Source organism: Pseudomonas sp. 1L-B-1-E-C1 (assembly GCF_057291835.1).
On the sequence record NZ_JBXAWN010000014.1, the window covers coordinates 78743 to 99089 of the forward strand.

A 20347-nucleotide genomic window follows, 5' to 3' on the forward strand; every position below is an offset into this window, starting at 1 on the left:
AGGTAAAATCACCTCAGCAAGCCTTGTTACAAGGCGATTCGGGAACCTCGGTATCCATACATGATCGACTATGCTTGAGCAGCGAAGGGAAACGGAAGTGGTTCAACACCCCATGGATATCAAATTCACCCACCGGCTGTCATACAAGCAAGCCAGGCTTACCGTGCTGGTCGGGTTCATTCTGGGCACCCTGCTCAGTCTGCTGCAGATCGGCATCGATTATGCCAGCGAAGACGCTTCCATCAACCGGGAAATCCTCGCGCTGCTGGAAATCAGCCACAATCCGGCTTCGCGCATCGCCTACAACATCGACGCCGAACTGGCGCAGGAACTCACTCTCGGCCTGTTGCGCTCGCCGGCGATCATCGCCGCGCAACTGATCGACAACAACGAAACCGTGCTGGCCAGCGTCAAACGCCCGGAGCTGCAGAGCAACTATCGGCTGATCAGCGACTTCCTGTTCGGCGCCAAGCGGCATTTCGAAGATCGCCTGTACCTTGACCACTTGCCCAACGAATCCCTCGGCGTCCTGAAGCTGGAAGTCGACACCTATGCCTTTGGCAGCCGCTTCCTGCGACGCGCGGAAGTCACCCTGCTCAACGGTTTCGCCCGCAGCCTGCTGCTGACCGGGATCCTGCTGGCGCTGTTCTATGTGATGCTGACCAAACCGCTGGTGCGGGTCATTCGTGAACTCAGTGGCCGCGATCCGCGCAGCGCCGAGCCGACCACGCTTGAGTGCCCGGCCGGGCATGGCAACGATGAAATCGGCGTGCTGGTCAAAGTCGCCAATCAGCAGTTCGAGAACATTGCCACCGAAATCCAGCAACGGCGTACGGCGGAAAACCGTCTGACCGAATATCTGGCGCAACTTGAAGACATCGTCTCGGCGCGTACCGCCGAGCTCAAGGCGATCAATGCCCGTCTCAGTCAATCCAACGAAGAACTCGAAGCGGCACGCCGCACGGCGCTGGACATGGCCGAAGCGCGTTCGGCCTTTCTGGCCAACATGAGCCATGAAATCCGCACGCCGCTCAACGGCTTGCTCGGAATGATCGCGCTGTCGCTGGACGGCCCACTGAATGCCGAGCAGCAGCAACAACTGTCGATTGCCCACGACTCGGGCAAGGTGCTGGTGGAACTGCTCAACGATATTCTCGACCTGTCGAAATTCGACGCCGGGCAACTGGAGCTGGAAAACATCCCGTTCGACCTCGGTTCGCTGATCGAGGACACCGCCAACCTGCTCTCGCAAAACGCCGCGCCAAGCGTCGAGTTGACCTGTCTGATCGAACCGCACTTTCCAGCGCTGGTGCTGGGCGACCCGACGCGCGTACGGCAGATTGTCAGTAACCTTTTGTCCAATGCGCTGAAATTCACCCGCTTCGGTCGGGTCGATGTGCGTCTGTCGGCGTACAAGGGTGGCGTGCGCATCGAAGTCTGCGACACCGGCATCGGCATCGCCCAGGAAGCACAGTTGAAAATCTTCCAGCCGTTCACCCAGGCCGGCGCCGGCATCACCCGTCAGTACGGCGGCACCGGGCTCGGGCTGGCGCTGACGTACAACCTGTGCGAAGCGATGCAGGGTCGGCTGACCATCAGCTCCGAAAGCGGTTTTGGCAGCCAGTTCTGTGCCGAGCTGCCACTGCCCTGCCACACCCGCGCCCTGGCGCCGGTGCCATTACGCGGCAAGGTCCTCGCCATCACGGCCGCCAGCAGTGGTCTGGCAGAGCTGCTGAAAAGCCTGTTGCCGGTGTGGGGGCTGGAATACACGCAGCGCACCATCGATGATTCGCTGCTGGGCCTGAACCCGGACGTACTGATCACTGATTGCCCCGAGTGCCTGTTCGGTCTGCGCCCGAACATCACCGCGCCGATTCTGCTGGTGACTGCTTACGGAAGTTTCCTGCCCAGCGAAGAAGCCGCCGCCCTCGCCCCCTTGCAGCAGCAGGCCCGTCCGCTGGCGCGCAACGCGCTCTATCAACATTTGCGACGGATTCTGCAGCCGGACGTCGCCACCCTCAGTGAAGCGCAAGCGGATGCTTCGCCGTCCGCACGTCGGGGCAAGGTGCTGCTGGTCGAGGACAACCCGGTCAATCAACTGGTCGCCAAAGGCATGCTCGGCAAGCTTGGCTGCGATGTAGTGGTGGCGGGCCATGGCGCCGAGGCGCTGGACCAACTGGAGTTTGCCGATTTCGATCTGGTGTTGATGGACTGCAACATGCCGGTGATGGATGGCTATGAAGCCAGTCGACAGATTCGTCAGAGCGGGCGCTGGCCGAATCTGCCGATCGTCGCGCTGACCGCCAATGCGATGTCCGAGGAGCGCGAACGCTGCCGCGCCGCAGGCATGAGCGACTACCTGGCCAAACCGTTTCGTCGCGAAGAGCTGGCCGCGTTGCTGGATCAGTGGATGCCGACTACGCCAGCGTTTTGATCTGCCCGAGCAGGTGATCGAGACCGGCGCGTAAATCATTGAGCCGGTCGAGATCCACGCCGCTGTCGCACAGCAGGCGCGCCTTCAGCGGCCCGACCCGCTCGCGCAACGCCTGCCCGGCAGGCGTCAGGCTCAAATGCACTTCGCGTTCATCCCGCGCCGAGCGCCGCCGCTGCACCAGTTGCAACTGCTCCAGACGCTTGAGCAACGGCGTCAACGTGCCCGAGTCCAGCGCCAGACGTGCGCCCAAGGCTTTTACCGTCGGCTGCTCCGGTGCAGCGTCCTGCCATTCCCAGAGCACCAGCATCGCCAGGTACTGCGGGTAAGTCAGGCCCAATTGATCGAGCATCGGCTTGTAGGCGCGAATCACCGCCCGCGAGGCTGCGTAAAGCTTGAAGCACAACTGGCTGTCGAGCTTCAGCGAATCAACCGCCAGGCTCATTTCAGCAGAGCTTCGATCTCGCCGCTCAGATCCTGCGGCTTGGTCGTCGGGGCGAAACGCTTGACCACCTGGCCGTCCTTGCCGATGAGGAATTTGGTGAAGTTCCACTTGATGCCTTGCGAGCCAAGCAACCCAGGGGCGCGCTTCTTCAACTGCACGAACAGCGGGTGAGCATCGGCACCGTTGACATCGATCTTCTTGAACAGCGGGAAGCTGACGCCGAAATTCAGCTCGCAGAACTCACTGATGGCGCCCTCATTACCGGGTTCCTGTTTGCCGAACTGATTGCAGGGGAAACCCAATACCACCAGCCCCTGGTCCTTGTAGGTCTGCCAGAGTTCTTCGAGGCCTTTGTATTGCGGCGTGAAGCCACACTTGCTCGCCGTGTTGACCACCAGCACTGCTTTGCCGGCGAAATCGGCCAAGGTCTTTTGCTCACCCTTGATGGTGGCGCACGGGATATTCAGCAGGTTGTCGCTCATGGGACGGCTCCGCAATGGTCGGGAAAGCGTAAACATAACGAGCAATTGAATTGTGTGCAATCTAATTGCCGGATAAAAAGGCGACGCAATGTCGCCTGTTCTGTTTATTCGCGGGGCTTGAGATCCAGGCACACCGAGTTGATGCAATAACGCAGGCCGGTCGGTGGTGGGCCGTCCGGGAACACGTGCCCCAGATGCGCATCGCAGCGCGCGCATTTCACTTCGGTGCGGATCATGCCGTGACTGGTGTCGCGAATCTCAGTCATCGCGCTTTCGCCGATCGGCGCGTAAAAGCTTGGCCAGCCGCAACCCGAGTCGAACTTGGTCTTGGAGTCGAACAGCGGCTCGTCGCAGCAGACGCAGTGGTAGACACCGGCGGTTTTGGTGTCGTTGTATTTGCCGGAGAACGGGCGCTCGGTGGCACTCAGACGGCAGACGTTGTACTGCTCGGGGTCGAGCATGGCCTTCCACTCTTCCAGGGTTTTCTGCAACTTTTCCATCATCACACCTCTGCGGCTGAAAAAGCCCGATCTGTACCTTTTCCACGGATCGGGCGGCACGTATGATTGCGCCTCGTCACGCGCCAGTCTGGCAGCCAGACCGGGCGCATTCAAACGGATTCTGAGCGCATAAGCGTCAGACCTCCGCCTGTGCGAAGACGCAGCAATCCCAGTACGGTTGTCCATCCGCCGCCTGGATCGTTCATTTTCGGGATCACATCGCCATGCAGTTCAGCAAATCGAACAAGCTCGCCAACGTCTGCTACGACATTCGCGGCCCGGTGCTCAAGCACGCCAAACGACTGGAAGAGGAAGGCCAGCGCATCCTCAAGCTGAACATCGGCAACCCGGCGCCGTTTGGTTTCGAAGCGCCGGACGAAATCCTTCAGGACGTGATCCGCAACCTGCCGACCGCACAAGGCTACAGCGACTCCAAAGGCCTGTTCAGCGCGCGCAAGGCAGTGATGCAGTACTACCAGCAGAAGCAGGTCGAAGGTGTCGGCATCGAAGACATCTACCTGGGCAACGGCGTTTCCGAACTGATCGTGATGTCGCTGCAGGCGCTGCTCAACAACGGCGACGAAGTGCTGGTGCCAGCGCCGGACTATCCGCTGTGGACCGCTGCCGTCAGCCTCGCCGGTGGTAACGCGGTGCACTACCTGTGCGACGAAGGCGCTGACTGGTTCCCGGATCTGGCCGACATCAAGGCCAAAATCACCCCGAACACCAAAGCCATGGTGATCATCAACCCGAACAACCCGACCGGCGCGGTTTACTCGAAAGAAGTGTTGCTGGGCATGCTGGAAATCGCCCGCGCGCACAACCTGGTGGTGTTCTCCGACGAGATTTACGACAAGATTCTCTATGATGACGCCGTGCATATCTGCACCGCTTCGCTGGCGCCGGACCTGCTCTGCCTGACCTTCAACGGGCTGTCGAAATCCTACCGCGTGGCCGGCTTCCGCTCCGGCTGGATCGCCATCTCCGGGCCGAAACACAACGCGCAGAGCTACATCGAAGGCATCGACATGCTGGCCAACATGCGCCTGTGCGCCAACGTGCCGAGCCAGCACGCGATCCAGACGGCACTGGGCGGCTACCAGAGCATCAACGATCTGGTGCTGCCGCAGGGTCGCCTGCTGGAACAGCGCAACCGCACGTGGGAGCTGCTCAACGACATTCCCGGCGTCAGCTGCGTCAAGCCGATGGGCGCGCTGTATGCGTTCCCGAAAATCGACCCGAAGGTTTGCCCGATCCATAACGACGAGAAGTTCGTTCTCGACCTGCTGCTTTCCGAGAAACTGCTGGTGGTACAGGGCACGGCATTCAACTGGCCGTGGCCGGATCACTTCCGTGTAGTCACCCTGCCCCGCGTCGATGATCTGGAAATGGCCATCGGCCGCATCGGCAACTTCCTCAAGTCCTACCGCCAGTAATGGGCCAGCAGTGCGCAACGGATTGGCTGTTGCGCACTGTCTGATTCAGCAACACATCTTTGATCCGCGCCCTTGCAGCCCTTCTACACTTGCGATGCGAGCCGTGCAGACGTGTCTGACCTAATGGCGGCGGGACGAAAGGGTGTGTCATCCGTATCGGAATCAAGGGTGGGAATTTTCTTTTCCCTCAGGAAACTGCTGTAGGACACAGTTTGAAATAGTCACTCGGTTGAATACCCCGGTGCCGCACCTTATATACCCCGCAGTACGCTACGTCTTTAGCTTGAGGAGAGTTCTACAACCATGATGCGCATCCTGCTGTTTTTGGCCACTAACCTGGCGGTCGTGCTGATAGCCAGCATCACCCTGAGCCTGTTCGGCTTCAACGGGTTCATGGCGGCCAACGGGGTCGACCTTGACCTCAGTCAGCTGCTGGTTTTCTGTGCGGTCTTTGGTTTCGCCGGTTCGCTGTTTTCGCTGTTCATCTCCAAGTGGATGGCGAAGATGAGCACCGGTACGCAAATCATCAGCCAGCCACGCACCCGTCATGAGCAATGGCTGCTGCAAACGGTCGAGCAACTGTCCCGTGAAGCCGGAATCAAGATGCCTGAAGTCGGTATCTTCCCGGCCTACGAAGCGAACGCCTTTGCCACCGGCTGGAACAAGAACGACGCGCTGGTCGCCGTCAGCCAGGGCCTGCTCGAGCGTTTTTCGCCCGATGAAGTGAAAGCCGTACTGGCCCACGAAATCGGTCACGTCGCCAATGGTGACATGGTGACTCTGGCGCTGATCCAGGGCGTAGTGAACACCTTTGTGATGTTCTTCGCGCGGATCATCGGTAACTTCGTCGACAAGGTGATCTTCAAGAACGAAGAAGGCCAGGGCATCGCCTACTATGTGGCGACCATTTTCGCCGAACTGGTGTTGGGCATTCTCGCCAGCGCAATCGTCATGTGGTTCTCGCGCAAGCGCGAATTCCGTGCCGACGAAGCCGGCGCCCGCCTGGCCGGTACCAGCGCGATGATTGGCGCTCTGCAACGTCTGCGTGCCGAACAGGGCCTGCCGGTGCACATGCCCGACACCCTGAACGCCTTCGGCATCAACGGTGGCATCAAACAGGGCTTCGCCCGCATGTTCATGAGCCACCCGCCGCTGGAAGAGCGCATTGACGCATTGCGTCGTCGCGGTTGATTTGATCGCAATAAAAAGAAGGCCCGCAGTGATGCGGGCCTTTTTTGTGTCCGACAATTATGCGCTGGCAGTGCCGACCCTTTCGGAGCAGGCTCGCTCCCACCTTTGAAATGCATTCCCCTGTGGGAGCGAGCCTGCTCGCGAAGACGCCGGAACTGTTAACAAACAACTATCTGGAGGAAACCCGGTAAACCCGCTCCACCAGCCATTCAGCCCCAGCCTGCAGAAACTTCGGGCTTTCGGCCAAGACATCCCGCTCTTCCAGCCTCTCCAGTTGCCAAGCCTCGCCCAGCAACCGCTGCACCTCATCATCACTCACCGCAAACGGCGGCCCCGGGATCTGCGTCTGATCGTAATCCAGGGTGATCAGCAGCCCTTTCATCTCCCGCGCCAGCAACCGCTGCAGATGCCCCGTGTAGCGCTCGCGCATCGCCTCCGGCAAGGCAATCAACGCCGCGCGGTCGTACAGCGCAGCGCAATCTGCGACGTCCTCTGCCGTCAGTGCAAAAAAATCACCGCACCATAATTCGAACGCACCAGTGCGATAAACCTTGAATGCGCCCTGATCGCTGATCTGCGGCTGCAACTGATGTTCGCTGAAAAACTCCTCGACAGCCTTTTCCGACAGTTCAACCCCGAGCACCGAATGCCCCTGCCCGGCGAGCCAGAGCAGGTCCAGACTCTTGCCGCACAGCGGCACCAGCAAACGCGCTGACGGTGCAATTGCCAGATCCGGCCAGTAGCGCTGCAAATACGGGTTGGCCTCGGGCTGATGAAAGCCGATCTGGTTGGAATCCCATTTCTTGTACCAAAACTCAGGCTGCATGGCTCACTCCCGAAAAACCGATGAAAAACCGCAGAAGCTTATATTGGATTCAGATCGATGACCTGACTGATGATGGCTCATCTTAACGCTGAGGAGTCCGTCCATGTTGCCCAGCCTGTTTATCTCCCACGGTTCACCGATGCTGGCGCTGGAACCCGGTGCCAGCGGCCCGGCACTGGCGCGACTGGCTGCCGAACTGCCGCGCCCCAAAGCCATCGTCATCGTCTCGGCACATTGGGAAAGCCACGAGCTGCTGGTGGGCAGCCATCCGCACCCGGAGACCTGGCACGACTTCGGTGGTTTTCCGCGAGCGTTGTTCGAAGTGCAATATCCGGCGCCGGGCAATCCGCAACTGGCAGCCGAGGTGGCTGAGCTGCTGAACAACAATGACCTGCCGTCGCGCTTCGATCCGCAACGACCGTTCGATCATGGCGTCTGGGTGCCGTTGTCGCTGATGTATCCGCAGGCCGATATTCCGTTGGTGCAAGTCTCGTTGCCGAGTCGCGGCGGGCCGGCGTTGCAGACGCAGGTTGGCCGTGCGCTGGCGAGCCTGCGCGAACAGGGCATTCTGTTGATCGGCTCCGGCAGCATCACCCATAACCTGCGCGAGCTGGACTGGCATGCCGGGCCGGAAAGCGTTGAACCATGGGCGCGGGACTTCCGTGACTGGGTAATCGAAAGGCTCGCAGCCGACGATAAGGCGGCGCTGCACGATTATCGTCGGCAGGCGCCGAATGCCGTGCGCAGTCACCCGAGTGATGAGCATTTGTTGCCGTTGTATTTTGCGCGCGGTGCCGGCGGGGATTTCAGCGTGGCGCACCAGGGCTTTACGATGGGCGCGCTGGGTATGGATGTTTATCGTTTCGGTTAACAGCAACAAATCGCAGCCTTCGGCAGCTCCTAAGGTGGATCACATTCCAAAATGCAGGAGCTGCCGAAGGCTGCGATCTTTTGATCTTGAGAGCAGGCAAAAAAAATCCCTGAACCAGTCGGGGATTTTTTATTTGCGATCAATCAGCCCAAGGGCGGATCAATCTTCGCGGTAGCGACGCAGCTTGAGCTGCTTACCGGCCACGCGAGTGTCCTTCAGTTTGGTCAGGAGCTTTTCCAGACCTTCTTCCGGCAGCTCGACGAGGCTGAAGCTGTCACGCACCTGGATGCGACCGATCGCTTCACGGGCCAGACCGCCTTCGTTGAGGATGGCGCCCAGCAGGTTTTTCGCAGCGATACCGTCACGCGCGCCCAGCGCGGTACGGCAGCGAGCACGGCCTTCGCCCAAAGGCATTGGCGCGCGACGCTCGCGGTCACCACGGTCCGGACGATCACCGGTGCGCTCAGGACGGTCGCCACGCGGTGCGTTGTTCGGCACCAGTGGACGTTCCTTCTCGATCGCCGCCAGGTTCAGCGCTTGACCGTTGGTAGCCTTGCGCAGCAGTGCAGCGGCCAGTGCACGCGGGGTGCAACCGATGTCGGCGGTCAGGCGATCGAGCAGTTCACCGTGAGTCGATTCGGCATCAGCAACCAGCGGCGACAGGCTGTTGGTCAGTTTCTTGATGCGGGCATCGAGCACAGCCTGAGCGTCCGGCAGGCGGACTTCAGCAACTTTCTGACCGGTCACACGCTCGATCACTTGCAGCATGCGGCGCTCACGTGGAGTCACCAGCAGCAGCGCACGACCTTCGCGACCAGCACGACCGGTACGGCCGATACGGTGCACGTAGGACTCCGGGTCGTACGGCATGTCAACGTTGAACACGTGAGTGATGCGCGGAACGTCCAGACCACGGGCAGCAACGTCGGTTGCGACAACGATGTCCAGACGGCCATCTTTCAGCGAGTCGATAACACGCTCACGCTGGTTCTGGGCGATATCACCGTTCAGCGCCGCGGCTTTGTAGCCTTTGGCGTCGAGGGCGCTGGCCAGGTCCAGGGTGGCCTGTTTGGTGCGCACGAACATGATCAGGGCGTCGAAGTCTTCGACTTCCAGCAGGCTGAGCACGGCCGAGGTTTTCTGGTCAGCGTGAACCAACAGGTGAGCCTGTTCGATCGCGGTAACAGTCTGGGTCTTGGTCTGGATCTTGACGTGTTGCGGATCGCGCAGGTGGCGTTCGGCAATGGCGCGGATCGACTGCGGCAGGGTCGCCGAGAACAAAACGGTCTGACGGGTCGCTGGCAGAGCCTTGAAGATGACTTCCAGGTCATCCATGAAGCCCAGCTTCAACATTTCGTCAGCTTCGTCGAGAACCAGATGGTTCACGGTCGACAGGACTTTCTCGTCGCGACGCAGGTGGTCGCACAGACGACCCGGAGTGGCGACAACGATCTGTGCGCCATTACGGATTGCCTTGAGTTGCGGGCCCATCGGCGCGCCGCCGTAAACGGCCACGACGGTAACGCCTGGCATTTGCTTGGCGTAGGTTTCAAAAGCGGTTGCTACTTGCAGCGCCAACTCTCGGGTTGGCGCAAGGATCAGGGCTTGCGGTTCGCGCTTGGCAGGATCGATGCGGTGCAGAATAGGCAGTGCGAACGCGGCGGTTTTACCGGTACCGGTTTGCGCCTGGCCAATCATGTCCTGGCCGGCCATGATGATCGGGATCGATTGCTGCTGAATCGCCGAAGGCTCTTCGTAGCCAGTCGCTGCGACGGCTGCAAGAATATTCGGGTTGAGATTAAAAGCGGCGAATCCGCCGGTTTCCTGGGTCATGGGTCTGCCTCTAAGTGCATCCGCAAAGACCCATGCTCCAAAGCTGCGCATGCCGTGTTGAGACTCAAGAGTCGCCCTGGCAGCTTTGTCGGCGGGGATTTGCGAAAACGAATGAATGAAGATGAATCGTCAAGGAAGAGCCCGCAATGCGGACGTGCAGCCGAAGCGGACTTCGGGAAATGCGCTACCTAAACGCGGCCCGGTTAAAGGCCGGCGCGCACTATACCGGATTTCGCCCGAAAAGGGAGCTTTTTTTAACGACACAATCCGCGTGTCACCGCCGTGCAACGGGGTTTTGCGGATAATCGCGCCACGGTCTATTTTGCAAGGGCCCGGCCCTGCGGGCGATGCCGCTAAAACGATTCACCGAGCTGCGGCAAAGCGCCGCGCCTTTGCCCTTCCCGCTTGAGGATTTCGCCATGAACCAGCCCTGCGCCGGCCGCGTCAGCCGAGAACGTCGTGGTCACCTGCACCTCATCGGCCTCGATCGGGCGGCCAAGCGCAACGCCTTCGACCTCGACCTGCTCAACGACCTGAGCCTGGCCTACGGCGAGTTCGAAGCCGACCGCGAAGCGCGGGTCGCCGTGGTGTTCGGCCATGGCGAACACTTCACCGCCGGGCTCGATCTGGTCAATGCCAGCGCAGCCCTGGCCGAAGGCTGGCAGGTGCCGCCCGGCGGTTGCGATCCCTGGGGTGTTTTCGTCGGGCCCCGGGTGAGCAAACCGGTGATCGTCGCCGCGCAAGGTTACTGCCTGACCATTGGCATCGAGTTGATGCTGGCGGCAGACATCAACCTGTGCGCGAGCAATACCCGCTTCGCGCAGATGGAAGTGCAGCGTGGGATCTTTCCTTTTGGCGGCGCGACTTTGCGTTTTCAGCAAATCGCCGGCTGGGGCAATGCGATGCGCTGGTTGCTCACCGGCGATGAGTTTGATGCCCACGATGCGTTGCGTTTGGGCCTGGTGCAGGAGGTGATGGCCAGTGAAGACCTGATGCCCCGGGCGATCGAGCTGGCCGAGCGGATTGCCCGGCAGGCACCGCTGGGTGTGCAGGCGACATTGCTGTCGGCGCGACAGGCTCGGTATGAAGGTGAGACGGCGGCGGCGCAGGCGTTACCGGCACTGGTGAAGAAATTGCTCGCCACTGAGGATGCCAGGGAGGGGGTGCGGTCGCTGGTGGAGCGGCGGCCAGGGATCTTCAAAGGCATCTGATGAGTGCCCCCCTGTAGGAGCTGCCGAAGGCTGCGATCTTTTGATTTTGATCTTCAAAAAATCAAGATCAAAAGATCGCAGCCTTCGGCAGCTCCTACAGTTGACCGAGTCGCCACTCAGGTGGCCGGGCGAATGCTGTTGATCAACGACTGCAACGAATACCCCAGCTGCGGCGCCAGCGCTTCGGCCCGTTGGGTCAGCGCCTGCATGTCCAGTGCCTGATCGAGATCCGCCGGGACGATCAGAATCACGTTGCCCTCCTTCACCGGCAATTCCCAGTAGTGCCGGTGATAGAGCCCGCGCAACAACGCCGCTCCCAGCGGTTTGCCGTCATCGGTGGCCCACTGGTTGATCACCAGCCAGCCGCCCGGATTCAGGCGCTTCTGACAATCGCCGAGAAAACTCCAGGCCAGATGCCCTACACCCGGGCCGACATCGGTGTACAGGTCGACGAAAATCAGATCCGCCGGCTCGGCAGTCGGCAGCAATTCCAGCGCATCGCCGACGCGGATGTACAAACGCGGATCGTCATCCAGGCCCAAATATTCGATGGCCAGACGCGGGACGTCCGGGCGCAGTTCGATGGCTTCGACGTCTTCCAGCGGCAGGAATTTGAGACAGGCTTGGGTCAGCGTACCGGCACCGAGCCCGAGAAACAGCGCGCTCTCCGGCTGCTCATGGCACAACGCACCGATCAGCATCGCGCGGGTGTAATCATATTCGAGCCAGCTCGGGTCGGCGGTGAACACGCAGCTCTGCTCGATCGCATCGCCGAACTCGAGAAAGCGGTAATCGGCCACTTCCAGCACGCGAATCACGCCGAACTCATCCTGTACTTCGGCGAGCAGATGCTCGACGCGCTCCTCAGTCATTTCGTCTCCTGATGGTCACCGGGCGCGGTGACGCGATGGCGCCGCTGTGGCACCGTGGCAAAGCAGCGATTGTCGGCGATGGGGCGGGAACAGGTCACGCACTAATTGCTGCTAACATGGCGCTCCCCTGCGTATGAACTTCGAGACCATGATGAGCCAACCGTGGAGCCCTGACAGCTGGCGCGCCCTGCCGATCCAGCAACAACCGCAATACCCCGACGCCGCGCACCTGCGCCAGGTCGAGCAGACACTGGCCAGCTATCCGCCGCTGGTGTTCGCCGGCGAAGCGCGCGAGCTGCGCCGTCAGTTCGCCGAAGTCACCCAGGGCCGGGCGTTTCTGTTGCAGGGCGGCGATTGCGCGGAAAGCTTTGCCGAATTCTCCGCAGCGAAGATCCGCGACACCTTTAAAGTGTTGCTGCAAATGGCAATCGTCATGACCTTTGCCGCCGGTTGCCCAGTGGTCAAGGTCGGACGCATGGCCGGCCAGTTCGCCAAGCCGCGTTCGGCCAACGACGAAACCATCGGCGGCGTGACCCTGCCGGCCTATCGTGGCGACATCGTCAACGGCATCGGCTTCGATGAAAAGAGCCGCGTACCGGACCCGGAACGCCTGCTGCAGTCCTACCATCAGTCCACGGCGACCCTGAACCTGTTGCGCGCTTTCGCTCAGGGCGGGTTTGCCGACCTGCATCAAGTGCACAAGTGGAATCTGGATTTCATCGCCAATTCGGCGCTGGCCGAGAAGTACAGCCACCTTGCCGACCGCATCGATGAAACCCTGGCATTCATGCGCGCCTGCGGCATGGACAGCTCGCCGCAACTGCGCGAAACCAGTTTCTTCACCGCCCACGAAGCGTTGCTGCTGAACTACGAAGAAGCCTTCGTGCGCCGCGACAGCCTGACCAACGATTACTACGATTGCTCGGCGCACATGCTGTGGATCGGCGACCGCACCCGTCAGCTCGACGGCGCGCATGTCGAATTCCTGCGCGGGGTGAACAACCCGATCGGCGTCAAGGTCGGCCCGAGCATGAACCCCGATGACCTGATCCGCCTGATCGACGTGCTCAACCCGGACAATGATCCGGGCCGTCTGAACCTGATCGCGCGGATGGGCGCGAACAAGGTCGGCGATCATCTGCCGGCATTGATCCGCGCGGTGCAGCGCGAAGGCAAGCACGTGCTGTGGAGCTCCGACCCGATGCACGGCAACACCATCAAGGCCAGCAGCGGCTACAAGACCCGCGACTTTGCGCAGATCCTTGGCGAGGTGAAGCAGTTCTTCCAGGTGCACGAAGCGGAAGGCAGTTATGCCGGTGGCATCCATATCGAGATGACCGGGCAGAACGTCACCGAGTGCATTGGCGGTGCGCGGCCGATTACCGAGGATGGGTTGTCCGATCGTTATCACACCCATTGTGATCCACGGATGAATGCCGATCAGTCGCTGGAGTTGGCGTTTTTGATTGCCGAGACGTTGAAGCAAGTCCGACGCTAGACCGGCCCCGTGTAGGAGCTGCCGAAGGCTGCGATCTTTTGATCTTGATCTTCAAAACAAGAGCAAAAGATCGCAGCCTTCGGCAGCTCCTACAGGGAGCCGGTGCCATCCAGTTGCGCCAATGCCAGCCTGAGCCGAGCCGCACTCTCGCGCTGACAATTCAACTGCACCCGCGCCAGCCCCAGCCACTGCGCCATCCGCCGCAGATTCAGCGCCAGCCCCAGCATCCCCTCCTCGTCCAGCCCCGGCTCTTCCTCGTGAACCGCATGCACCGCCAATTGCCCCGCCGCCCGTTCGGCACGCAGATCAATCCGTGCGGCGATCCGTTCGTTGTGCAAAAACGGCAGCACGTAATAGCCATAGACCCGCTTGGGTTGCGGTGTGTAAATCTCCAGGCGATAGCGAAAATCGAATAAGCGCTCGGTGCGGCTGCGTTCCCAGATCAATGAGTCGAACGGCGACAACAGCGCACTGGCAACGACTTTTCGCGGCACTTTGGGCTCCGGCAGGCAATAGGCGATCTGCCGCCAATCGCCCACTTCGCACAGCTGCAATTGCCCCGCCTCGACCAGTTCAGCCAGACGCGGCCGCGCATCCGTAGGATTCAGGCGGAAATAATCGCGCAGGTCTTTTTCCGTACCGACGCCCAATGCCTGCGCCGCGTGCAACAGCAGACTGCGTTGCGCTTCAGTCTCATCCGGCAGCGGCTGCTGCAGGACCGCTGCCGGAAGGACCCGCTCGGGTAGATCGTACAAACGCTCGAAACCGCGGCGCCCCGCCACCGTCACCTCGCCAGCGGCGAACAGCCATTCCAGCGCGTGTTTCTCGGCACTCCAGTCCCACCAGGGTCCTGCTTTGTCCTCCCGGGTCGACAAACTGCCGGCGCCCAGTGCGCCCCGCTCTTCAACCGAGGCCAGCACGCGGCGAATGGTGTCCTGTTGTTCGCGACCAAACTTTGCCAGTTGCTGATAGATGTCCTCGCCACGTTTGGCTCGCTGCATACGCCAGTTCAGCAACGGATACATCGTCAGCGGCAGCAGCGACGCTTCGTGGCCCCAATATTCGAACAGCGTGCGCCGACGCCCGGAACTCCAGGCAGCCTGGTCGAGCAAATCAAAGGAATAGGAACCCAGGCGGGAAAACAGCGGCAGGTAGTGCGAGCGCACCACGGCATTGACGGAATCGATTTGCAGCAGGCCCAGCCGTTCGATCAGCCGGTTGAGGTGGCTGGCGTTGACGGTCGGCGGCTGGCGCCCATTGAACCCTTGGGCAGCCAGCGCCAGACGTCGCGCCTGTTTGAGGGAAAAGGACACTGTCGCGGGCATTGATTCCTCCATGTCTGCTCGCAACCTACCTCACCTGAAAGGGGTTTGTGTAGCGATAGCCTCATCATTTATGCATCGGGTCGTCCCAGAACGGCCGCACGGTTTCGTGTTCGACATCGGCGCGGCTGATGCCGATGTCCTTCAACGCTTCGTCGCTCAGACCAGCGAGCAATTCCCGTTCACGGTGCAGCTCATACCAACGGCTGAACTTGTGCAGCAGATCGGACACGATATGGCCGTGGCCAGACTGCTGTTGTTCACTCACATACTCTCTTTGACCTTTCATCGTCTTGCCTCCTTTTGTGGATGGCTCAAGTCTCGCGCCAGCGCTAAGATCAATCCAACGAATGTTTCTGATGGCATGCATCACGGAGATTCATCAATTGTCCGCGTACCCCAGTATCGACACCGATGTCCTGCGCACCTTCGTCGCGATTGCCGATCAGGGCGGTTTCACCCGTGCCGGCGAAATGGTCAACCGCACCCAGTCGGCGGTGAGCATGCAGATGAAACGCCTGGAAGAAGACGTGTTGCAGCGCCAGCTGTTCGAACGCGATGGTCGCCAGGTGCGACTGACGGCTGAAGGCCAGGTGCTGCTCGGTTACGCGCGGCGCATCCTCAAACTGCACAGCGAGGTGTTCAACACCCTGCGCGAGCCACACATGGTCGGCACTGTGCGCATCGGCACACCGGATGATTATGTGATGCGGTTTCTGCCGGGGATTCTGTCGCGATTTGCGCAGTTCTATCCGCTGATCCAGATCGAGGTGCATTGCGAGTCGAGCAAGCAGTTGCTGCAACGCACCGATCTGGATTTGTCGATCGTCACCCGCGAGCCGGGCAACGAGATCGGCCAGTTGCTGCGCAAGGAGCGCTTTGTCTGGGCCGAGGCGCAGAATTTCAGCGCCCACGAACAGACGCCGCTGCCCCTGGCGATGTTCAACAGTGATTGTTTCTGCCGCTTGTGGGCGTGCAATGCGCTGGATGCGATGGGCCGCGATTACCGCATCGCCTACAACAGCAGCAGCCTGTCGGCGCTGATGGCCGTGGTCAGCGCGGGTCTGGCGATCACCGCGCAGCTGGAAAGCCTGATCACCCCGGACATGCGCATCCTCGGCGCCGCCGAAGACCTGCCGCTGTTGCCCGAGGCAAGCATCATGCTGATCCGCAACCTGAACAACCCGTCGCCGATCACCGAGTGCCTGGCCGAGCACATCGTCGAAGGTTTCAAACTTTAAACGCGAGCATCACCGCACACAGCACCAGGAATCCGCAGAACAGCCCGCGTAGAAGCTTTTCCGGCATGGCGTGGGCCACTTTCACGCCCCAACTGATGCTGAGCAGACCACCGACCGCCAGAGGCAAACCGATCATCCAGTCGACCTCATGGTGCACGGCGTAGGTCACCAGCGTCACGCCGGTGCTCGGCAAAGCCAGCGCCAGCGACAGACCTTGAGCGACCACTTGCGTGGTGCCGAACAGGCTGGTCAGCACCGGCGTCGCGACCACCGCGCCGCCCACGCCGAACAAGCCGCCCATGGTTCCTGACGCCGCGCCAAGCACGCCCAGCCACGGCCATGAATAGCGCATTTCGGCAGTCGGCGCAGGGCGCGGACCGAACATTTTCAACAGGTTGTAGGCCGACAGCGCCACCAGAAACGCGACAAATCCAATACGCATGGTTTGTGCATCAATACCCACCGCCCAGATCGAACCGAGCCAGGCGAAGCAGAAGCCTATCACTGCCAGCGGCAGCGCATGGCGCAATTCGATGCGGTTGCGCTGATGATAACGCCACAGCGCCAGCATCACGTTCGGCACCACCATCACCAGCGCCGTGCCTTGGGCGATCTGCTGATCAAGCCCAAACCACACGCCAAGCAGCGGAATCGCGATCAAACCGCCGCCAATGCCAAAGATCCCGCCCAATGTGCCAAGGGCGGCGCCAAACAGCAGGTACAACAGAAAATCCATCACAAGCGTAATCCTCTAACGACAGGCGGCCAATGCTACGCACTCGCGCCTAGCGGGGAAACGCACAGCAACGCACAATGGCTGTGCCGATTTTGCATAAACGTGGTTTTCCATGAATCCCAATCAACTGACTGATCAGCTCGGTTTGTTTCTCGATGTGCTGGAGAGTGGCAGCTTTTCTGCTGCGTCGCGCCGTCATCCACTGACGCCTTCCGCCGTGGCCCGGCGCATCGACAGCCTGGAAAGTGCCGTCGGCAGTCAGCTGTTCGTGCGCAGCACCCATGCCGTGCTGCCGACTTCGGCCGGGCTGGCCTTTGCCGAACGGGCGCGGCGGATCATCGCCGAATTGCAGTTGGCCCGCGCCGAGGCCGTGTCGTTGAGCAGCGCGCCGGAAGGCTTGATCCGCATCGATGCGCCAGCGGCATTCGGACGGCGGCATCTGGCGCCGGTGATCGCCGACTTTCTCCTGCTGTACCCGGGACTCGATGTGCAGATGCATCTGATCGACAGCTTCATCGACATGGCCGGCACCAGTCTGGGCAAGGTCGATCTGGTGTTGCGTACCGGGCAGTTGGCTGACTCGCGCCTGGTCGCTACTCCACTGGCAAGCATGGTCCGCGTGGCCTGTGCCAGTCCTGACTATCTCAAACAGCGCGGCGTGCCCAGTCATCCTGCGCAGTTGAGCGAACACGACGGCCTCGACTGGGAAGGCCTCGCTCCGCCCTTTGCCTGGAAATTCGACGTGGACGGGCAGTTGCAATTGCACCGGCCATCGCGCGTGCGCCTGAGCGCCAACAACGCCGAAGCCTTGGCGTGTGGCGCGGCGGCGGGTCTGGGCGTCGCACACCTGCCGACCTGGCTGGCCAGTGAATACCTGCTGCGGGGCGAGCTGGTGCCGCTGTTCTGCGAAAACGGCCTGCCGCCACCGGAGTCCACCGGCATTTATGCGCTGCGCATGGAACAGCAGATTCATTCGCGCAGTCGTTTATTGCTGGAATATCTGAAAACCCGCTTCAGTCCGGTGCCGCCATGGGATCTGGCACTGCAACGGCAATTCGCCCGGCACTGACGCCGGGCATATTTATCTGGCGCCTTAAAGATTCGAGCGCTAGATTAAAAAACGATCAACGATCAAGGCTTTGACAATGACTTCCCAACGCGACAACTGCGACGACCTGCTGCTCGACAATCAGGCGTGCTTCGCCCTTCACTCGACTTCGCTGATGATGACCAAGGTCTACAAGCCGCTATTGCAGGCGCTGGGCCTGACCTATCCGCAGTATCTGGCGATGATGGTGTTGTGGGAGAAGGATGGTTTGACTGTCGGAGAGATCAGCGCACGCCTGCTGACCGATCCGGGATCGCTGACGCCATTGCTCAAGCGTCTTGAAGGCGAAGGCCTGCTCAGCCGCACCCGCAGTCGTGAAGATGAACGTGTGGTGATTGTCGAACTGACCGCAGCAGGCCGCGCCTTGCGCGACAAGGCGCAGACCGTGCCGCAGTGCATTCTCGGCGCCAGTGGTTTCACCCTTGAGCGTTTGCAGAAGTTGCAGGCCGAGTTGCAAGCGCTGCGCGGACATCTGCAAGACAGCCTCAATTAAGCCAAGCCACATTTCCCTGTGGGAGCGAGCCTGCTCGCGAAAGCGGTGCATCAGACGAAGCGGGTGTCGCCTGACAGGACGCGTTCGCGAGCAGGCTCGCTCCCACAGTGATTTCAGCGCCAACAAAAATATTTTTCCCGCCTGAATTCCCTCGCCAAGCGCTCTAGACCAAGCCTTACGCGCCCCTACCACGCTATGCCCTTGAGCAAAGCGCACCATTTTCCGAAAATTTATCTTGCGCGCCAAACATTAGCGCTATACATTCTCTTCACACCTACTTAGCGCGCAAACAATTAGCGCACAACAACACAACCAATGAGGCTCACACCATGCAAACTCTCTACACCGCAATCGCAACTTCCACTGGCGGCCGTGACGGTCGTGCGATCTCCAGCGACAACGTCCTCGACGTCAAACTGGCCACCCCGAAAGAACTCGGCGGTGCTGGCGGCGCGGCGACCAATCCCGAGCAACTGTTCGCTGCTGGTTACTCGGCCTGCTTCATCGGCGCGCTGAAATTCGTCGCCAGCCAGACCAAGCGCAAGATTCCTGACGACGCATCGATCACCGCTCACGTCGGCATCGGCCAGATCCCTGGCGGTTTCGGTCTGGACATCGATTTGCACATCAGCCTGCCGGGGCTGGAACAAGCCGACGCGCAGTCGCTGGTCGACGCTGCTCACCAGGTCTGCCCGTACTCCAATGCCACCCGTGGCAACGTCGATGTCCGTCTGCACGTGACCGTGTAATCACTCAAGTCCCCGGCCCGAACAAGGAAAATTGAACATGAACACTTTCAGCAAAGTCTTGACCGGTACCCTTCTCGCCCTGTCGGTGCACAGCGCTTTCGCCGGTGATGTCGAACACAACACCCAGGCATTCCTCGATGCGCTGAATGCCGGCAGCGGCAAACCGATCGAGCAGCTGTCGCCCAAGGATGCCCGTGCCGTGCTGGTCGGCGCGCAGTCCGGGGTCAAGTTGACGTTGCCCAAAGCCGATGTCAGCGAGAAGACCGTGCAGGTCGATGGCCAACCGTTGAGCCTGACCATCGTCCGGCCAGCCGGGGTCAAGGGTGAACTGCCGGTGTTCATGTTCTTCCACGGCGGCGGCTGGGTGCTGGGGGACTTCCCGACTCACGAACGCCTGGTGCGCGATCTGGTGGTCGGTTCGGGGGCGGCGGCGGTATTCGTCAACTACACCCCTTCGCCGGAAGCGCATTACCCGGTGGCGATCAATCAGGCCTACGCCGCGACCAAATGGGTGGCGGAACACGGTAAAGAGATCAATGTCGACGGCAAGCGCCTGGCCGTGGCCGGCAACAGCGTCGGCGGCAACATGGCCGCAGTGGTTGCGCTGATGGCCAAGGACAAGGGCACCCCGGCGATCAAATTCCAGGTGCTGCTGTGGCCGGTCACCGACGCCAACTTCGACACCGGTTCGTATAACCAGTACGCCGAAGGGCACTTCCTCACTCGCAACATGATGAAGTGGTTCTGGGACAACTACACCACCGACGCCAAACAGCGCAACGAGATCTACGCCTCACCGCTGCGCGCCACCACCGCGCAGCTCAAAGGCCTGCCACCTGCACTGGTGCAGACGGCCAGCGCCGATGTACTGCGCGATGAAGGCGAAGCCTATGCGCGCAAACTCGACGAGGCCGGAGTGCCGGTTACGTCGGTGCGGTACAACGGCATGATCCACGATTACGGTTTGCTCAACGTGGTCAGCCAGGTTCCAGCGGTGCGCTCGGCGATGTTGCAGGCGTCTGAAGAACTGAAGCAACACTTGAAATAAACACAGTCCCATTGTGGGAGCGAGCTTGCTCGCGAAGGCGTCCTGTCAGACAAC

The 20347-nt window shown here is 60.8% G+C and carries 20 protein-coding genes; 11 read left to right on the forward strand and 9 right to left on the reverse strand.

The features are described 5' to 3' along the window. Positions 1–112 precede the first annotated feature (112 nt). Positions 113–2434: a hybrid sensor histidine kinase/response regulator gene (locus AC0Z4S_RS22930; protein ID WP_253504027.1), complete on the forward strand. Its 2322-nt coding sequence runs from the start codon at positions 113–115 to the stop codon at positions 2432–2434. On the opposite strand, the gene AC0Z4S_RS22935 is transcribed toward AC0Z4S_RS22930, so the two are convergent. The 3 genes from AC0Z4S_RS22935 to msrB form a co-directional block, all read right to left on the reverse strand. Further along, the gene (locus AC0Z4S_RS22935; protein WP_485624712.1) at positions 2418–2876 is read right to left on the reverse strand and encodes a MarR family winged helix-turn-helix transcriptional regulator; all 459 of its coding nucleotides are present in this window, start codon (positions 2874–2876) and stop codon (positions 2418–2420) included. The genes AC0Z4S_RS22930 and AC0Z4S_RS22935 overlap by 17 nt on opposite strands. Then, complete coding sequence (locus AC0Z4S_RS22940) at positions 2873–3358, reverse strand: glutathione peroxidase (RefSeq protein WP_471878136.1); 486 nt, start codon at positions 3356–3358, stop codon at positions 2873–2875. The genes AC0Z4S_RS22935 and AC0Z4S_RS22940 overlap by 4 nt, the downstream gene beginning before the upstream one ends. Positions 3359–3462: 104 nt before the next feature. Next, a complete protein-coding gene (gene msrB, locus AC0Z4S_RS22945) occupies positions 3463–3858 on the reverse strand; it encodes a peptide-methionine (R)-S-oxide reductase MsrB (protein WP_471878137.1) in 396 nt (131 codons plus the stop codon). Between the two features lie 224 nt (positions 3859–4082). On the opposite strand from msrB, the gene AC0Z4S_RS22950 reads away from it, so the two are divergent. Next, positions 4083–5294 (forward strand): pyridoxal phosphate-dependent aminotransferase, encoded by a 1212-nt coding sequence (locus AC0Z4S_RS22950; RefSeq protein ID WP_016770856.1) that lies wholly within the window; start codon positions 4083–4085, stop codon positions 5292–5294. Positions 5295–5597: 303 nt separating this feature from the next. Further along, positions 5598–6485, forward strand: coding sequence for a protease HtpX (gene htpX, locus AC0Z4S_RS22955; protein ID WP_007908619.1), 888 nt, complete (start codon positions 5598–5600; stop codon positions 6483–6485). 169 nt (positions 6486–6654) lie between these two features. On the opposite strand, the gene AC0Z4S_RS22960 is transcribed toward htpX, so the two are convergent. Beyond that, complete coding sequence (locus AC0Z4S_RS22960; RefSeq protein WP_485624713.1) at positions 6655–7311, reverse strand: thiopurine S-methyltransferase; 657 nt, start codon at positions 7309–7311, stop codon at positions 6655–6657. 103 nt (positions 7312–7414) lie between these two features. Here AC0Z4S_RS22960 and AC0Z4S_RS22965 point away from each other — a divergent pair, with 103 nt between their 5' ends. Continuing rightward, on the forward strand, positions 7415–8182 hold the full coding sequence (locus AC0Z4S_RS22965) for a DODA-type extradiol aromatic ring-opening family dioxygenase (RefSeq protein WP_485624714.1): 768 nt from the start codon (positions 7415–7417) through the stop codon (positions 8180–8182). A gap of 159 nt (positions 8183–8341) precedes the next feature. Here the strand turns inward: AC0Z4S_RS22965 and AC0Z4S_RS22970 are convergent, their stop codons facing one another. Further along, a complete protein-coding gene (locus AC0Z4S_RS22970; protein ID WP_253504044.1) occupies positions 8342–10015 on the reverse strand; it encodes a DEAD/DEAH box helicase in 1674 nt (557 codons plus the stop codon). A 419-nt stretch (positions 10016–10434) separates the two neighbouring features. On the opposite strand from AC0Z4S_RS22970, the gene AC0Z4S_RS22975 reads away from it, so the two are divergent. Next, positions 10435–11226 carry a crotonase/enoyl-CoA hydratase family protein gene (locus tag AC0Z4S_RS22975; RefSeq protein WP_485624715.1) on the forward strand — a complete coding sequence of 264 codons (792 nt, stop codon included), beginning with the start codon at positions 10435–10437 and terminating at the stop codon, positions 11224–11226. Positions 11227–11342: 116 nt separating this feature from the next. Here AC0Z4S_RS22975 and AC0Z4S_RS22980 read toward each other — a convergent pair whose 3' ends face one another. After that, positions 11343–12098: a spermidine synthase gene (locus tag AC0Z4S_RS22980; protein WP_039759897.1), complete on the reverse strand. Its 756-nt coding sequence runs from the start codon at positions 12096–12098 to the stop codon at positions 11343–11345. A gap of 151 nt (positions 12099–12249) precedes the next feature. Between AC0Z4S_RS22980 and AC0Z4S_RS22985 the strand changes: the two genes are divergently transcribed. Continuing rightward, entirely contained in the window at positions 12250–13596 is a 1347-nt protein-coding gene (locus AC0Z4S_RS22985; protein WP_042607881.1) for a class II 3-deoxy-7-phosphoheptulonate synthase, read from the forward strand. An 89-nt stretch (positions 13597–13685) separates the two neighbouring features. Here AC0Z4S_RS22985 and AC0Z4S_RS22990 read toward each other — a convergent pair whose 3' ends face one another. Next, on the reverse strand, positions 13686–14921 hold the full coding sequence (locus AC0Z4S_RS22990) for a winged helix-turn-helix domain-containing protein (protein ID WP_485624716.1): 1236 nt from the start codon (positions 14919–14921) through the stop codon (positions 13686–13688). A 64-nt stretch (positions 14922–14985) separates the two neighbouring features. Beyond that, positions 14986–15207, reverse strand: coding sequence for a DUF1127 domain-containing protein (locus AC0Z4S_RS22995; protein ID WP_253504056.1), 222 nt, complete (start codon positions 15205–15207; stop codon positions 14986–14988). A 97-nt stretch (positions 15208–15304) separates the two neighbouring features. Here AC0Z4S_RS22995 and AC0Z4S_RS23000 point away from each other — a divergent pair, with 97 nt between their 5' ends. Continuing rightward, complete coding sequence (locus AC0Z4S_RS23000) at positions 15305–16159, forward strand: LysR substrate-binding domain-containing protein (RefSeq protein WP_172667885.1); 855 nt, start codon at positions 15305–15307, stop codon at positions 16157–16159. Here AC0Z4S_RS23000 and AC0Z4S_RS23005 read toward each other — a convergent pair. After that, on the reverse strand, positions 16149–16895 hold the full coding sequence (locus tag AC0Z4S_RS23005) for a sulfite exporter TauE/SafE family protein (RefSeq protein ID WP_485624717.1): 747 nt from the start codon (positions 16893–16895) through the stop codon (positions 16149–16151). The genes AC0Z4S_RS23000 and AC0Z4S_RS23005 overlap by 11 nt on opposite strands. Positions 16896–17007: 112 nt before the next feature. Here AC0Z4S_RS23005 and AC0Z4S_RS23010 point away from each other — a divergent pair, with 112 nt between their 5' ends. The 4 genes from AC0Z4S_RS23010 to AC0Z4S_RS23025 all read left to right on the forward strand — a co-directional run bounded on the left by AC0Z4S_RS23010 (position 17008) and on the right by AC0Z4S_RS23025 (position 20293). Continuing rightward, positions 17008–17964 (forward strand): LysR family transcriptional regulator, encoded by a 957-nt coding sequence (locus tag AC0Z4S_RS23010; protein WP_485624718.1) that lies wholly within the window; start codon positions 17008–17010, stop codon positions 17962–17964. Positions 17965–18040: 76 nt separating this feature from the next. After that, positions 18041–18496, forward strand: a complete 456-nt coding sequence (locus AC0Z4S_RS23015; protein ID WP_471878143.1) for a MarR family winged helix-turn-helix transcriptional regulator — start codon at positions 18041–18043, stop codon at positions 18494–18496. Positions 18497–18825: 329 nt separating this feature from the next. After that, positions 18826–19245, forward strand: a complete 420-nt coding sequence (locus AC0Z4S_RS23020; RefSeq protein WP_007940002.1) for an organic hydroperoxide resistance protein — start codon at positions 18826–18828, stop codon at positions 19243–19245. Between the two features lie 37 nt (positions 19246–19282). Beyond that, on the forward strand, positions 19283–20293 hold the full coding sequence (locus AC0Z4S_RS23025) for an alpha/beta hydrolase (protein WP_485624719.1): 1011 nt from the start codon (positions 19283–19285) through the stop codon (positions 20291–20293). Positions 20294–20347 lie beyond the last annotated feature (54 nt).